The following is a 14604-nucleotide window of genomic DNA, read 5'->3' on the forward strand; positions in this document are numbered from 1 at the left end:
CCGAAAGCGTTATGCAGCGCATGGGGAAGAGGGACGGGGAAGCGCAGGCCGGAGGCCGGGGCGAAGGCGGCGGCCAGGAGGCCCCGCCCGGGATCACACGGCGCAAGGCGTTGTGGATCGGGGGCGGCGGGGCGGTGGCCGCCGGGGCCGCGGCGTTCGCCGGGCGCGAGGTGCTGGCCCAGTGGTGGTGGCGGCTGCCGGGGAACGAGAAGCCGCGTACGCCCGGTGCGGTGGACCACCGGGGCGCGCAGTGGGTGGCGGCGTCCCCGGCGAACTTCCGGTGGGCGGACCGGCCGGCGGACTACGTGATCGACCGGGTGGTCATCCATGTCGTCCAGGGCAGCTACGCGACCGCGCTGGACGTCTTCCAGGACCCGCTGCACGAGGCCGGCGCGCACTACGTCGTCCGTAAGGACGGGCATGTCGCCCAGCTGGTCCGCGAGCTGGACGTGGCCTTCCACGCGGGCAACCGCGGCTACAACGAGCGGAGCGTGGGCATCGAGCACGAGGGCTTCGTGGACCGGCCGGCGTCGTTCACGGCCGCCATGTACGCGTCGTCGGCGCGGCTGACGGCCGGGATCTGCCGGCGCTACGGCTTCCCGGCCGACCGGGAGCACATCGTGGGGCATGTGGAGGTGCCGGGGACGGACCACACCGACCCGGGGCCGCACTGGGACTGGGACCGCTATCTGCGGCTCGTACGGGCCGAACTGCGCAAGCCCGAACGGGCGGGAAAGGGCAGGTCAGCGCCGCCGAAGCCGTGAGGTCTGCGGCCGGACGGAGGCCTCGGGCCTGATCCGCCGGGCAGGCCCTGGCTCAGGGCCCTGGCTCGGCCTCTAGCTCAGGCCCGCGCTCCGTGCCCGCCCGACGACCGGGCCGATGGCCTCGGCCAGGGCCGCCACGTCCTCCGCGGTGGAGGTGTGCCCCAGGGAGAACCTCAGGGTGCCCCGGGCCAGCTCCGGGGACATGCCGGTGGCCAGCAGGACATGGCTGGGCTGGGCGACGCCGGCGGTGCAGGCGGAGCCCGTGGAGCAGGCGATGCCCTGGGCGTCCAGGAGGAGCAGGAGGGAATCGCCCTCGCAGCCGGGGAAGGAGAAGTGGGCGTTGGCGGGGAGCCGGCCCGCGGGGTCCGGGTCGCCGCCGAGGACGGCGTCCGGGGCGGCGGCGCGGACGGCCTTGACCAGGTCGTCGCGGAGCGCGCCGATGTCACGGGCGAAGTCCGCGCGGTGTGCGACGGCGTGGCGGCCGGCGGCGGCGAAGGCGGCGACGGCCGGGGTGTCGAGGGTGCCGGAGCGGACGTGCCGTTCCTGGCCGCCGCCGTGCAGCACCGGTACCGGGGCGTACTCGCGGCCCAGCAGCAGCGCGCCGATGCCGTACGGGCCGCCGATCTTGTGGCTGGAGACCGTCATCGCGGCGAGCCCGGAGGCGCCGAAATCGACCTCCAGCTGGCCGAAGGCCTGCACCGCGTCGGCATGCAGCGGAACGTCGAACTCCGCGGCGGCGTCGGCCAGTTCCCGCACCGGCTGGATGGTGCCGATCTCGTTGTTGGCCCACATGACCGTGGCGAGCGCGACATCGGCGGGGTTGCGGGCGAGGGCGGTGCGCAGCGACTCGGCGGAGACCCGGCCGTAGCTGTCGACCGGCAGCCACTCGACCCGGGCGCCCTCGTGCTCGGCGAGCCACTCCACCGCGTCGAGGACCGCGTGGTGCTCGACGGGGCTGGCGAGGACGCGGGTACGGGCCGGGTCGGCGGCCCGGCGCGCCCAGTAGAGGCCCTTGACCGCGAGGTTGTCGGCCTCGGTGCCGCCCGCGGTGAAGACGATCTCGCTCGGGCGGGCGCCCAGCGAGGTGGCGAGGGACTCGCGCGCCTCCTCGACGGTACGCCGGGCCCGCCGGCCGGCGGCGTGCAGCGAGGACGCGTTGCCGGTGACGGTCAGCTGGGCGGTCATCGCCTGCACCGCCTCCGGAAGCATCGGGGTGGTGGCGGCGTGGTCGAGGTAAACCATGGTGCGCACGATTCTACGAGCTGACGCGGTGGGCTCCGGGGGCGCATCCACAGCGCGCGGGAGCGCCGCGCCCCGCGACGCCGGGAACGCCGCGGGCCCGCCCCGAAGGCCACCCCGGACCGCCGCCCGCCCCATGGCGACGCGAACGCCTCGCCCCACCTCTCGCCCTCTCCGGCACCCCTCGACACGTCGGTAAGGAGTCACTAGCCTGACGGTCATGACACCCTGGCTGCTGGACCGGACGTTCCGCACTGCGTCGGGCGACGAGGTGCGGTGGACCGTGCTCGGCGAAGGGCAGCCGGAGGCGCCGGCGGTGGTCCTGCTGCACGGGACGCCCTTCTCCTCGTACGTCTGGCGGGGCGTCGCCCGTGCCCTCGCCGCCCGGCACCGGGTGTTCGTCTGGGACATGCCGGGCTACGGCGTGTCCGAGCAGCGGGCGGGCCAGGACGTCTCCCTCGGCGCCCAGGCCGGCGTCTTCGCGGAACTGCTCGCGCACTGGGGCCTGGCCACGGCACCGGCCCGGCCGGCCGTGGTCGCGCACGACTTCGGCGGCTGTGTCGCCCTGCGCGCACATCTCCTGCACGGTGCCCGCTACGCCCGCCTGGCCCTCGTCGACCCGGTGGCGCTCGCCCCGTGGGGCTCACCCACGTACCGGCTGCTGGGCGCCCACCCCGACGTGTTCGCGCAGCTGCCGCCGGACCTCCACCGCGCGCTGGTACGGGAGTACGTGTCCTCCGCGAGCCACCCCGGCCTGCACCCGGCCGTCCTCGACCGGCTGGTGGAGCCCTGGTGCACGGACGCGGGCCGCCCGGCCTTCTACCGCCAGATCGCACAGAACGACCAGCGCTTCACCGACGAGATCCAGGACCGCTACGGGGAACTCACCCTGCCCACCCTGATCTGCTGGGGCGCCCAGGACACCTGGATTCCCCCCGCGAAGGGCCACGAACTGACCGCCCGCATCCCGGGCTCCCACCTCCGCCTCATCGAGGACGCGGGCCACCTGGTCCAGGAGGACGCCCCGGCCGAACTCACCTCACTGCTGGGGGAGTTCCTGAGGGGGTGAGGGGGTGAGGCCGGGGCCCGGCCCGTTGGAAGCGGCATCCGGGACGCCGGGCCCGGACCCCGGGCCGCTACCCCGGCAGCAGCACCGCGCGGGCCAACTGCCGGGACTGGGCGACGAGTCGGTCCTCGGAGTCCCAGACCTCTGCGTCCTCCTCCAGGAAGCCGCCGGCGAGGTTGCGGGTGGTGATGGCGACCCGCAGCGGGCCGGGGGCCGGGCGGTGGCGGATGTGGGCGGTCAGTTCCACGGTGGGGACCCAGCCGGACAGGCCCATCTCGAAGGCGGTGGGCGGCAGCGCGTCGACGGTCAGCAGGAGGGAGAGCGGGTCGGGTTCGCGGCCGTCGGCGAGGCCGAACCAGGCGCGCATCTCGCCCTTGCCGGAGGGGGCGCCGACGGCCCAGCCCGCGGTCGCCGGGTCCAGGCGGAGGGCGAGCCGCTCGGCGATGGCGGTGCTGCCGGGGATCGCGGGGCGGCCGTCGGGGGCCGCGTCCGTGCCGAGGCAGTGCTCGTAGGGCGGGATGGCCGGGGGCTTGGCGGTGGTGTGGACCTCGTCGGGCAGCGCGCCGAGGTCGCCGTACGCGGCGAGCACCCGCAGCCGCTCGACCTCGCTGCCGTCCTCGGCGAACTGGACGAGGGTGGCGGTGCCGGTCGACATCGTGCGGCCGGTGCGGACCACTTCGGTGCGGATGACCGCGGGGCCGGGGACCGACGCGGTGAGGTAGTGCGCGGTGACCGACATCGGGTCGGGGTGCGGGAGGGCGTCGCCCAGGGCGCGGCCCATGAGGGCGAGGAGGTAGCCGCCGTTGACCGCCTGGATGATCGTCCAGCCGGCGGAGAGATGGGCGTCGTAGACGCCGGGGGCGCGGCGGCTGACCGCCGTGTCGCGGTCGAACTCGCTGTTGCCGGGGGTCACCAGAGCCATGGGTTGCACGCTACACCGGATGGTTACCGACCGGTAGTGTCAATTGTGACGGCCTCGGGCGGAACAGTTCCTTCCGGGCCTGCGATGATGAGCGCCATGCTTCACGTGCTCTACCTGGTCGGCGTCGCCGCGTTCGCCGCGAGCGGCGTGCTGGCGGCCTACCGCGCCAACATGGACCCGTTCGGCGGCCTGGTGCTCGCCTTCGCCGCGTCCATCTCCGGCGGCACGCTGCGCGATCTCATCCTCAACCGGCAGCCGCTGTACTGGACGCACGACTGGGTGCTGCTCACCGTGATCATCTGTGTCGGCGTCGGCACCATGATCTATCTGCGGTTCTGGCAGCTGCCGCACAAATCGCTGCTGGTGGTCGACGCGATCGGGCTGTCCGTCGTCACGGTGATCGGCGCCCGCGCGGCGATCGAGGCGCACGCCACCCCGCTCGCCGTGATCATCCTGGCGGTGCTGACCGGGGTCACCGGTGAGGTCATCCGCGACGTGCTGTGCGGGGAGTTCCCCCCGCTGCTGCTGCGCGAGGACGTCTACGCGATCGCCGCGCTGGCCGGCGGCGGCTGCTACCTGCTGCTGCACCACCTCGGCACGGGAGCCACCCCCGCCGCGGTGGTCTCGGCGGGGGTGGTGTTCGCCCTGCGGATGGGGGCCGTCTACCTCGGACTGCACCTGCCGCGGCCGGAACAGCTGCGCCCGCGGGGCGGGCGGCCGGACGCCGGCTGACCCAGGGGCGCGGCCTACTCCGGCAGCGCCGGCCGGCTGTCCGTGTTCAGCCAGGTGTCGAAGAGGTCGTCGAGCTGCCGCCCGGAGATCTTCTCGGCCAGCGCGATGAACTGGGAGGTCTCCGCGTTGCCGTAGCGGTGCCGGGCGGTCCAGGCCGGCAGCAGCTCGAAGAACGCGGTGTCGCCGATCCGCTCGCGCAGGACCTGGAGCGTCATCGCGCCCCGGGCGTAGACCGCGCCGTCGAACATGGTGTCCCGCTGCGGATCGCCGACCTTCACCTTCCAGAAGGCGTCGCCGGCCGGGATGCCGGCGTACTGGGCGCGAAGGGTGTCATGGGCGCTGCGGGTGCCTCGGTGCTCGGCCCACAGCCACTGCGCGTAGGTGGCGAAGCCCTCGTTGAGCCAGATGTTCTTCCACCGCTTCACGGAGACCGAGTCGCCGAACCACTGGTGCGCCAGCTCGTGGACGATGGTCGACTCGCTGCGCACCGCCGAGTAGACCGGCTTGGACTGCACCTCCAGGGAGAAGCCGGCCTGCGGCATGTCGTCGACGATCGCGCCGGTCTCCTCGAAGGGGTAGCGCCCGAAGACCGTCGACCAGTAGTCGGTGGCCTCGGCGGTGATGCCGTAGACGTCGACCTTGCCGGTGGGCAGGGTGGGGTCGGTGGCGACGTAGATGGGGATGCCGCCGGGTGTGGTGCCCGTGCGGACGTCGAACTTCCCGATGGTGGCGGTGGCGAGGTAGGTCGCCATGGGACGCTTCTCGCGCCAGTGGGCCCAGGACCGGCCGTGCCGCTCCCCGGAGCCGACCAGCCGCCCGTTGGAGACACCGGTCAGCCCCTTGGGGGCGTCGATGCGGATGTCGTAGGTCGCCTTGTCGCCCGGGTGGTCGCTGGAGGGGAACCACGTCGAGGCGGCGTTCGGCTCGCAGGCGACGAACACCCCGTCCTTGGTCTTCATCCAGCCGTAGTCGGAGCCGAAGACGATCGGGCCGCTCAGCGGCTTGGGGACACCGTGGTAGGCGACGGTGACGGTGAACTTCCCGCCGCGGCGCAGCGGGAAGTCGGGGCGGACGGTTATCTCGTCGCCGGATCTGCCGAAGTGGGCCCGCCGGCCGTTGACCCGGACGCTGTCGACGGTCAGCTTCTGGAGGTCGAGGTCGAAGGCGGTGAGGTTCTGGGTGGCCCTGGCCGTGAGCTTCGTCCGGCCGTCGAGGCGGCCGCTGCTGGGGTGGTAGCTGACGCCGAGGTCGTAGTGCAGGGCGTCGAAGCCGCCGTTGCCCAGGCGGGGGAAGTACGGGTCACCGACGCCGGGGGCGCCGGGGGACGCGCCGGGGGCGGCGGCGAGGGTGGCGGCCGAGGCCACGGCGGTGGCCAGGGCGAGCCAGCGGGAGGTGCGACGCGCAGAACGGGAGAGTGCCATGAGCCGTCCTTTCGGACACACGAGCGGATGGGGAACAACCGCGCCGACTCTGCACCCTCCCGTACCGCTATGTCCCGGACTTTGCCAATTCCTCGGTATTACTTACCGGTTGAGGCCTGGCCGGCCCCTCCGGACGGCTCGGCGGCGGCCGCGCCGGGGGCGTTCTCCGGGTGGTGGCAGGCCACCTGGTGGCCGGTCCGCAGGGTGACCAGCGGGGGCTCGGTGGTGGCGCACTCCTCGGTCGCCTTCCAGCAGCGGGTACGGAACCGGCAGCCGGACGGCGGGTTGATCGGCGACGGCACATCACCCTTGAGCAGAATCCGGTCGCGCTGGGTGCGCCGCCGGGGGTCGGGCACCGGCACGGCGGACAGCAGCGCCTTGGTGTACGGGTGCATCGGCGTCTCGTACAGCGCGGTGCGGTCGGCCAGTTCCACGATCTTGCCGAGGTACATCACCGCGATCCGGTCCGAGACGTGCCGGATCACCGAGAGGTCGTGGGCGATGATGACGTACGTCAGGCCCAGCTCCTCCTGGAGGTCGTCCATGAGGTTGACGACCTGGGCCTGGATCGACACGTCCAGCGCGGAGACCGGCTCGTCGGCGACCACCAGCCGCGGCTTGAGCGCGAGCGCGCGGGCGATGCCGATGCGCTGCCGCTGGCCGCCGGAGAACTCGTGCGGATAGCGGTTGTAGTGCTCCGGGCTCAGGCCCACCAGCTCCAGCAGCCGCTGCACCTCCTTCTTCACGCCGCCCTCGGGCTCGACGCCCTGGAGGCGGAAGGGGGTGGAGACGATCCCGCCGATGGTGTGGCGGGGGTTCAGCGAGCCGTACGGGTCCTGGAAGATCATCTGGACGTCCCGGCGCATCGGCCGCAGCCGGCCCGGGGACAGGTGGGTGATGTCCTGGCCCTGGAACTCGATGGAGCCGCCGGTCGGCTCGTCGAGCCGGGTGATCAGCCGGCCCATCGTCGACTTGCCGCAGCCGGACTCGCCGACGACGCCGAGCGTCTCGCCGGGCCGGACGTCGAAGTCGATGCCGTCGACCGCCTGCACCGCCCCGACCTGCCGCTTGAGCAGGCCCTTGGTGATCGGGAAGTGCCGCACCAGACCGCGGACCTTGAGCAGCGGCGCGGCGTCGGCGGAGCCCTCCGCGGTCCCGGCCGGGGCCTCGGTCCCCTTCTGGAGCGGGATCTTCTTGTTCTGGTCGTCAGTCGTCTCGGTCACAGCTTCGGCGCAATCTCTTCGGTCCAGATACGCTCCCGCTCCTCCTGCGACATGTGGCAGGCGGAGGAGTGCCCTCCCCCGTCGGCTACGCCCCCATTGGCGGGGGTGCCCCCACTGCCGGCCTCGCGCAGTTCGGGGCGGACCGTACGGGTGAGGTTGTCCTTCGGCACGTTCGCGTACGGGCAGCGGGGGTTGAAGGCACAGCCGGACGGGACGTTGATCAGGCTGGGCGGGGAGCCCTTGACCGGGATCAGCCGGTCCGTCTGCGCGCGGTCGATGCGCGGCATCGACCCGAGCAGGCCCCAGGTGTAGGGGTGCTGGGGCTCGTAGAAGACCTTCTCGGCGGGGCCGCGCTCGACGCACCGTCCGCCGTACATCACCAGCAGGTCGTCGGCGAGTTCGGCGACCACGCCCAGGTCGTGGGTGATGATGATGACCGCCGAGCCGAACTCCTTCTGGAGGTCGCGGATCAGGTCCAGGATCTGCGCCTGGACGGTGACGTCGAGTGCGGTGGTCGGCTCGTCCGCGATCAGCAGCTCGGGGTTGTTGACCAGCGCCATCGCGATCATCGCGCGCTGGCGCATCCCGCCGGAGAACTGGTGCGGATGGTCGTCGACCCGCTTGTCGGGCTGCGGGATGCCGACCCGGTCGAGCATCTCGACGGCCCGCCTGCGCGCGGTCTTCTTGTCCACGTCGTGGTGGACGCGGTAGGCCTCCACGATCTGGCTGCCGACCGAGTAGAAGGGGTGCAGCGCGGACAGCGGGTCCTGGAAGATCATCGCCATCTCGCGGCCGCGCAGCCGGCGCACCTCGTCCGGCTCGGCGGAGACCAGCTCCTTGCCGTCCAGCCAGATCTCGCCGGACATGTCCACCTTGCTGCGCTGCTGGCGGGAGGCGCGGTGCAGGCCCATCACGGCGAGCGAGGTGACGGACTTGCCGGAGCCGGACTCGCCGACGATGCCGAGCGTCTTGCCCTTCTCCAGACTGAAGTTCAGGCCGTCGACGGACTTCACCAGCCCGTCGTCGGTGCGGAAGTGCACCTTCAGGTCCTTCACCTGGAGGAAGGGAGCCGTCCGCGGCGCCTCCCCGTCGGTGGCCACGGCGGACCCGGCCGCCGCGGTCTCGGTCTTGTCCTCGGAGGAGTCGGTCACGAGAGCCTCACCCGCGGGTCGACGGCGGCGTACAGAACGTCCACCACCAGGTTGCAAATGACGATGAAGAACGCGGCGAGCAGGGTGACGCCGAGGATGTTCGGCAGGTCGTTGGCGTTGATCGCCTCGACGGCGAAGGCGCCGACTCCCTTGAGCGAGAAGACCTGTTCGGTGATCAGCGCACCGCCGAGCAGCAGGCCCAGGTCCATGCCGAAGACCGTGATGATCGGGGTGAGCGCGGCCCGCAGACCGTGCCGTACGACCACCTTGCGCTCCCGCAGGCCCTTGGCGCGGGCCGTCCGGATGTAGTCCTCGCTCAGGGTCTCCAGCATGCCCGCACGGGTGAGCCGGGCATAGAGCGCGGAGTAGAGGAAGGCCAGGGTGACCCAGGGCAGGACCAGGGTCCGGGCCCAGCCGAACGGGTCCTCGGTCAGATAGATGTAGTCGCTGCGCTCGAAGAGCGGCCACTGGTAGGTGAACAGGGCCAGCGCCAGGGCGCCGGTGAAGAACATCGGGAGGGAGACCCCGGCCAGCGCGACGCCCATCGCCATCCGGTCGAAGAGCGAGCCGGGGCGCAGCGCGGAGAGCACGCCGGTGGCGACGCCGGAGACGACCCACAGCACGGCTGCGCCGGCGGCCAGCGAGAGGGTCACCGGGAGCCGGGACTGGATCTCCGGCCAGACCTCGATGTGGGTCTTGAAGGAGTAACCGAAGCACGGCACATGGCACTTGGCCGCTTCCGGGCCGAACTTGTAGTCGACGCCGACGAAGATGCCCTTGAGGAAGTCCCAGTACTGCTCGTACACGGGCTTGTCCAGGCCCAGGTTCTTCTTCACCGCGGCGATGTCCGCCGGGGTGGGGGCCTTTCCGATGTACTGCTGGGCAAGCTGGTCGGTGCTCTGCCCGGCCATTTTCGGCAGCAGGAAGAAGATGCCGAAGGTGACCGCGCTGACGATCAGCAGCAGAACCACCGCGCTGATCAACCTGCGGATGATGTACGAGACCACGGGGATGCGGCGTCGGCGCCGCGGGCCGGCCCTGGCCGGCCCGCGGACACCAATGCCTTCACCTGCCTTCCAGGGCTGCTACTTCTTGACGCCGATGTTGAGGTAGTCGTACTGACCGCTGAAGGCCGAGGTGGACACCAGGTTGGTGGCCTTGGGCGAGCGGTACATCAGGACCTTGAAGTAGGTGAGCGGGACGATCGCCGCCTGCTCCATCGTCTTCTTGTCGATCTCGGCGTACGCCTTCTCGCGGGCCGCCTTGTCGGTGTCGGCGATGGCGCTTTCGAGCAGCTTGTTGATCTCCGGGTCGTCCAGCTCCGACAGGTTGGTGTTGCCGGACTGGCTGATCGCCTTGCCGTTGAGGATCTGCTGGAGGTAGCCGTAGCCGGTCGGGAAGTCCGAGCCCCACTGCATCATGATCAGGCCGACGTTGTTCTTCTTGTTGAACTTCGGCACACCGGCGTAGTCCGAGAAGTACTTGCTGGTCGGGTAGGACTGGATCTTGGCGGTGACGCCGATCTTCTTGAGCGAGTCGATGACCGAGGTGGCCGCGTCGACCTCGTCCTGGCGGTCGTTGCGGGCCAGGATCGTGGTCGTGGTCTTGCCGGCGCCGCACTTGTCCCAGTGCTTCTTGGCCTCGGTCAGGTCCAGCTTGTCCCCGTCGTACTTCTGCGGGTACAGGTCGAACTTCTGGTAGCCGTCGATGTCGGTGGGCAGGACCGTGGAGGCCAGCTCACCGCGGATCGGGCCGCCGAGGGAGGTCTGTACGGCCTTCTTGTCGATGGCGTACTCGACGGCCTTGCGGCACTCGATGTTGTCGAACGGCTTCACCTTGGTGTTGAGCGCGGTGTAGACCAGCCGCTGCCCGAGCGCGTTGTCGGTGTTGGCCTTCTCCGCGGAGTTGGTCAGCAGCTGGGCCTGCGTCTGCCCGTCGACACCGCGGCCGGCCAGGTCCACCAGGGTGTTCCCGGACTTGAGGTCCTTGTCGATCGTCGACTGGGCGACCTTCAGGTTCAGGACGATCTTGTCCGGGAGCTGCTTGCGCAGCGGGTCGGTCTTCGCCGACCACTGCGGGTTGCGGACCAGGGTGAGCTTCTTGCCCTCCTGGTAGCTCTCGAACTTGTACGAGCCGGTGGACAGCACGGACTTGGTGTAGTCGGCGCCCTTGTCCTTGGCCTGCGGGACCGGAGCGGTCTGCGGGGCGCTCACCAGGTAGTCGAACTCGGCGAACGGCTTCTTCAGGTGGAAGACGACCGTCTGGTCGTCCGGGGTCTCGATGGACTTCAGACCGGCCTTGCTCTTGTCCTTGTAGGGACCCTTGTAGCCGCCGTCGTTGTCCTTGAGGAACTGCTGGAAGTAGTTCGGGCCCAGCGAGAGGGTGTCGCGCGCGAAGTTGCTGCGCTCGACGGCGTACTTGACGTCCTGCGAGGTGACCTCGGACCCGTCGTCGTACTTGACCCCCTTGCGGATCTTGTACGTCCAGGTCTTGCCGCCGTCGCTGGGCTTGCCCATGGACTCGGCGAGGTCCGGCACCAGCTCGTTGCCCTTGGTGCCGGGGCCCGGCTTGAAGGTGGTGAGCGGGCGCGCGTAGAGGCGGCTGAAGTTGTAGATGAAGGCGTAGTACGTATTGCCCGGGTCGAAGGACTCGGGGGCGTCGCTGATCGCGTAGGTGACCGTGCCGCCCTTCGCGTCCGAGGCGTTGACGACGCCCTTGGTGGCGGCGTTGGCCTCGCCCGCGCCGTCCGAGGAGCCCTTGCCCCCGCTGCAGCCGGCCAGCACAAGGCCCGCACTGGTGATGGCCGCTATCGCCGCGACCGGAACTGACCTTCGCATGATGGTCGGTGTCCCCTTCGTTCGTCGAGAAACGTCGATACGTCGATACGTAGAAACTGCGAGACTTCGAAAAACGCTGGTGAGACTTCTGAGCGGGTGCCAGGCACGGCCATCAGCGGCTGCGCGGGTCCAGCGCGTCCCTCAGACCGTCACCGAGCAGGTTGAACGCCAGCACGGTGACGAAGATCGCGAGGCCGGGGACGATCATGTACTGGGGGTCGACCTCGTAGTACTTGACCGCCTGGTTGAGCATGCCGCCCCAGGACGCCTGCGGCGGCTGGATACCGACGCCCAGGAAGCTCAGCGCCGCCTCGAAGAGGATGTTGGAGGGGATCAGCAGCGTCGAGTAGACGATGACCGGCCCCACCAGGTTGGGCAGCAGCTCCCGGAAGAGGATGAACGGCCCGCGCGCCCCCATGCCGCGGGCGGCGTCCACGAACTCCCGCTCGCGCAGCGAGAGCGTCTGCGCCCGCACGATCCGCCCCATGTAGGGCCAGTTGAAGAATCCGATGACGAAGATGAGTACCGAGAGGTGCAGCGGCAGGCCCTCCAGGCCGAAGGCGCCGCCCTGCAGCGAGGCGGAGATCGCGATGGCGAACAGCAGCAGCGGGAAGGCCAGGAAGACATCCATCATCCGGCTGATGACGGCGTCCACCCGCCCCCGGTAGAAGCCGGCGACCACGCCGAGGACGGTGCCGATGGCGACCGACAGCAGGGTCGCGCCGAACGCCACGATGAGCGAGACCCACGAGCCCTCCAAGATCCGGGCGAGCAGATCGCGGCCGAACTTCGGGTCCACCCCCAGGGGGTGGTCCCCGCTCATCCCGCCGAAGTCGCCCTTGGGAAGCGTGGTGTTGGGGTCGATCAGCGACTGGTGGGGGCTGTTGGGGTCCAGCCCCAGCAGGGACTGGAGGGGACGGGAGAGCGCGGCGACGAGGACGAGCAGGATGACAACGATGGCACCGGCCACCGCGACCCGGTCCCGCCGGAAGCGCAGCAAGGCGATCTGACCGAGCGAGCGCCCCTCGATCTGCTTTCCTTCCACGCCTTTCAGCACCGCTTCCGGCTGCGCCTCAGCAGCTGCTCCGGTGGTCTCGATCGGTGCGGTCACGGTGCCCTTGACCCCTCTCGCCGACAGAGGCCGGCCCATGCGACGCCGCGGTAACGGCCTGATTCACATCACTGGTGCAAGTCGTGCCGGCATCGCGGGAGTTCGCCTGATATGAGGTTCGAAAGGTGCGCGCGACGCCGTAAAGGGATGACGCTCGTACAGAGGGCCGAGACCCTGTGTTGCCGGAGTCTTCATCCGATTCGCGATCAGTCACCAGCCCTGAAGGGGAAAGGATGCGTAACTGTGATGTGTTCCGCGGCTTTCCGTTATACGGACACCAGTTCGGGCTGAGCGGAGCACAAACCCGTGGGAAAGGGGTTCAACCACGGGACGCATGGGGCGAATTCACGCCGGGGTCACGCCGGAGCGCGACCGTCCGGCGTCAGTACGGACGGGGGTAGCCGTAACCGTAGGAGGGCGCGGGGGCCGGCGGCTGGACATAGCCGTCGCGGTCGAAGAACGGGCGCGTGGAGGCCCGCATCCACATGCCGACCGGGTCGTACTCGTCGTTCATCGCGACCGTGGAGACGGGCAGACCGTCCGGGACCGCGCCGATCGACTGCTGGATCATCAACCGCACCGAGTCCACCGCCGGTTGACCGGTGTCGTACAGATCCAGACCGATCGCCAGATACGGGGCACCGAGGGCGGGCTGCACCCAGGCCCGGCGCAGCGACCGCACCGCGGGCGTACGGTGCGCGTTCTGGGCGAGGAGCGCGTAGAACTGCGGGATGTCGATGACCGGTTCCGAGATCCGCAGCGGGCCGGCGGGCAGCCGGTCGAGACCGCCGGCGATCCGGCGCAGATCGAGCCAGGGGATACCGACACCGCCGCCGGGGGCGTGCGGATTCAGCCACAGGCCCCAGCGGTCGGGGAAGAGCGCGGCGGCGATCTCCGGGCCGGTGACCACCTCGTGGTCGCGGTTCCAGCCGGAGGCGGCGAGTTCGGGCGCCGAGGTCACACACGGCGCGTAGCCGAGGCCCTCGACCTCCATGTTTCCGTACTGCGCGTCGGGCATACCGGCCCGGCCCTGCCAGAGGAGCATCCAGACCTGGCCCGCGGCGAGCGCGTGCAGCAGTGCTTCATAGGCGTCGTAACGGCCGGGCGAGATCTGCTGGAGCAGCTGCTCCAGCTGTCCGGCCGCCGCCGGTCCCTGATGCGCACCCGCGCTCACGTGGTCCGTCCCTTCTCTCGGCAGGGCACGTGGGGTGCGCCCGCCTGTCATCCAACCAGCTTAGGGCTTGCCCTACGAGTGGTCCCGGGCGTAGAAGGGCCGCACACGCTCCAGCATCCAGCCGGCGACCGGGTCGCCCTGGGCGAGGTCGAGCATGACGAGCTGAACGGGCCAGGGCATCGGCACCGCGCCGAGCGCACGTCCCAGGGCTGACAGTACCGCCTGGCGGGCGGTGCCGTCCTGGAGGGCGGCGACGTCGGCCGCGACCTGAACACCGACGAACAGCGCGGGCGTGTCGCCCTCGACGCTTGCCAGGGCACGCCGGGCACTCAGGACAATTCCGGCGCCGGAGAACTCCAGTCCGGCCGCGGCCAGGAAGTCCACCGGCTCGTCCTGCCAGTCCGGCTCGAAGAGCCGCACCCGGCCGCCGCTCGGCAGCCCCTCGATGTCGTGGTGACCCACATGCCGGTCCCGGCACAGCTCGGCCACCGCGGGCGGCGGCAGCGGGACGCCGACCGTGCCGTCGGGGTTGACCGCGATACCGAGCTGCGGCGGCAGCCCGCGGGCGAACTCCCGTGCCGGGGCGACGGTGAAGGACATGTGCGAGCCGATCACCCGCAGGAACTCCTGCTCGGAGCTGTAGACCGGGACGTAGGGCGCGCCGTCGAGCTCGACGGTGGGCAGGTCGAGGCCGGCTGCGCCCGGGCCCGCGCTCTCCGGGCCGCCGCCTTCGGGCAGCGGCACCCACAGCCGGCTACGGCCGAGGACCTCGACGATCCGGCCCCCGGCGCCCGGGTGTCCGACCGAAGCGGACAGCACCTCTTCGAGCTCGTTCGCCGGCCATGCCAGCTGCGGTATCCCCTGCTCCGGAAATGTCATGTGTCCCACCCGTTCCAAACCGCGCCATCTGGCCAAAGACCCTAAACGAGAAGACGCGCGCCGTGGCGTGCGGGGGCGGTGTCCG

General features: G+C 70.8%; 13 protein-coding genes. 3 read left to right on the forward strand and 10 right to left on the reverse strand.

Annotated features, from left to right (window positions below):
* The first annotated feature begins 11 nt into the window (after positions 1 to 11).
* Complete coding sequence (locus ACGFN2_RS23405) at positions 12 to 764, forward strand: N-acetylmuramoyl-L-alanine amidase (RefSeq protein WP_362608785.1); 753 nt, start codon at positions 12 to 14, stop codon at positions 762 to 764.
* A 72-nt stretch (positions 765 to 836) separates the two neighbouring features.
* On the opposite strand, the gene ACGFN2_RS23410 is transcribed toward ACGFN2_RS23405, so the two are convergent.
* Entirely contained in the window at positions 837 to 2006 is a 1170-nt protein-coding gene (locus tag ACGFN2_RS23410; RefSeq protein ID WP_362608787.1) for a cysteine desulfurase family protein, read from the reverse strand.
* A 217-nt stretch (positions 2007 to 2223) separates the two neighbouring features.
* Here ACGFN2_RS23410 and ACGFN2_RS23415 point away from each other — a divergent pair, with 217 nt between their 5' ends.
* Positions 2224 to 3072, forward strand: a complete 849-nt coding sequence (locus tag ACGFN2_RS23415; protein WP_393363434.1) for an alpha/beta fold hydrolase — start codon at positions 2224 to 2226, stop codon at positions 3070 to 3072.
* Between the two features lie 67 nt (positions 3073 to 3139).
* Here the strand turns inward: ACGFN2_RS23415 and ACGFN2_RS23420 are convergent, their stop codons facing one another.
* Positions 3140 to 3991 (reverse strand): thioesterase family protein, encoded by an 852-nt coding sequence (locus tag ACGFN2_RS23420; RefSeq protein WP_362608790.1) that lies wholly within the window; start codon positions 3989 to 3991, stop codon positions 3140 to 3142.
* 96 nt (positions 3992 to 4087) lie between these two features.
* Between ACGFN2_RS23420 and ACGFN2_RS23425 the strand changes: the two genes are divergently transcribed.
* Positions 4088 to 4723: a trimeric intracellular cation channel family protein gene (locus ACGFN2_RS23425; protein ID WP_362608792.1), complete on the forward strand. Its 636-nt coding sequence runs from the start codon at positions 4088 to 4090 to the stop codon at positions 4721 to 4723.
* 14 nt (positions 4724 to 4737) lie between these two features.
* Here ACGFN2_RS23425 and ACGFN2_RS23430 read toward each other — a convergent pair whose 3' ends face one another.
* From ACGFN2_RS23430 to ACGFN2_RS23465, 8 genes are all read right to left on the reverse strand, one after another.
* Complete coding sequence (locus ACGFN2_RS23430; RefSeq protein WP_393363439.1) at positions 4738 to 6144, reverse strand: M1 family metallopeptidase; 1407 nt, start codon at positions 6142 to 6144, stop codon at positions 4738 to 4740.
* A 98-nt stretch (positions 6145 to 6242) separates the two neighbouring features.
* On the reverse strand, positions 6243 to 7367 hold the full coding sequence (locus ACGFN2_RS23435) for an ABC transporter ATP-binding protein (RefSeq protein WP_393363442.1): 1125 nt from the start codon (positions 7365 to 7367) through the stop codon (positions 6243 to 6245).
* Positions 7364 to 8518 (reverse strand): ABC transporter ATP-binding protein, encoded by a 1155-nt coding sequence (locus tag ACGFN2_RS23440; protein ID WP_393363445.1) that lies wholly within the window; start codon positions 8516 to 8518, stop codon positions 7364 to 7366. Before ACGFN2_RS23440 ends, ACGFN2_RS23435 begins: the two co-directional genes overlap by 4 nt.
* On the reverse strand, positions 8515 to 9525 hold the full coding sequence (locus ACGFN2_RS23445) for an ABC transporter permease (protein ID WP_362608794.1): 1011 nt from the start codon (positions 9523 to 9525) through the stop codon (positions 8515 to 8517). Before ACGFN2_RS23445 ends, ACGFN2_RS23440 begins: the two co-directional genes overlap by 4 nt.
* A 78-nt stretch (positions 9526 to 9603) precedes the next feature.
* Complete coding sequence (locus tag ACGFN2_RS23450) at positions 9604 to 11355, reverse strand: ABC transporter substrate-binding protein (protein ID WP_362608795.1); 1752 nt, start codon at positions 11353 to 11355, stop codon at positions 9604 to 9606.
* A 112-nt stretch (positions 11356 to 11467) separates the two neighbouring features.
* Positions 11468 to 12466 carry an ABC transporter permease gene (locus ACGFN2_RS23455; RefSeq protein ID WP_362608797.1) on the reverse strand — a complete coding sequence of 333 codons (999 nt, stop codon included), beginning with the start codon at positions 12464 to 12466 and terminating at the stop codon, positions 11468 to 11470.
* Positions 12467 to 12848: 382 nt separating this feature from the next.
* Positions 12849 to 13640 carry an enhanced serine sensitivity protein SseB C-terminal domain-containing protein gene (locus tag ACGFN2_RS23460; protein ID WP_362608799.1) on the reverse strand — a complete coding sequence of 264 codons (792 nt, stop codon included), beginning with the start codon at positions 13638 to 13640 and terminating at the stop codon, positions 12849 to 12851.
* Between the two features lie 72 nt (positions 13641 to 13712).
* A complete protein-coding gene (locus tag ACGFN2_RS23465) occupies positions 13713 to 14519 on the reverse strand; it encodes an enhanced serine sensitivity protein SseB (RefSeq protein WP_393363453.1) in 807 nt (268 codons plus the stop codon).
* Positions 14520 to 14604: the final 85 nt, after the last annotated feature.

This window comes from Streptomyces sp. NPDC048612 (assembly GCF_043199295.1).
Lineage (GTDB): Bacteria > Actinomycetota > Actinomycetes > Streptomycetales > Streptomycetaceae > Streptomyces.

Coding starts and splice junctions, on each gene's coding strand:
- ACGFN2_RS23405 (WP_362608785.1), top strand. CDS start 12: ATGCAGCGCATGGGGAAGAGGGACGGGGAAGCGCAGGCCGGAGGCCGG.
- ACGFN2_RS23410 (WP_362608787.1), bottom strand. CDS start 2,006: ATGGTTTACCTCGACCACGCCGCCACCACCCCGATGCTTCCGGAGGCG.
- ACGFN2_RS23415 (WP_393363434.1), top strand. CDS start 2,224: ATGACACCCTGGCTGCTGGACCGGACGTTCCGCACTGCGTCGGGCGAC.
- ACGFN2_RS23420 (WP_362608790.1), bottom strand. CDS start 3,991: ATGGCTCTGGTGACCCCCGGCAACAGCGAGTTCGACCGCGACACGGCG.
- ACGFN2_RS23425 (WP_362608792.1), top strand. CDS start 4,088: ATGCTTCACGTGCTCTACCTGGTCGGCGTCGCCGCGTTCGCCGCGAGC.
- ACGFN2_RS23430 (WP_393363439.1), bottom strand. CDS start 6,144: ATGGCACTCTCCCGTTCTGCGCGTCGCACCTCCCGCTGGCTCGCCCTG.
- ACGFN2_RS23450 (WP_362608795.1), bottom strand. CDS start 11,355: ATGCGAAGGTCAGTTCCGGTCGCGGCGATAGCGGCCATCACCAGTGCG.
- ACGFN2_RS23465 (WP_393363453.1), bottom strand. CDS start 14,519: ATGACATTTCCGGAGCAGGGGATACCGCAGCTGGCATGGCCGGCGAAC.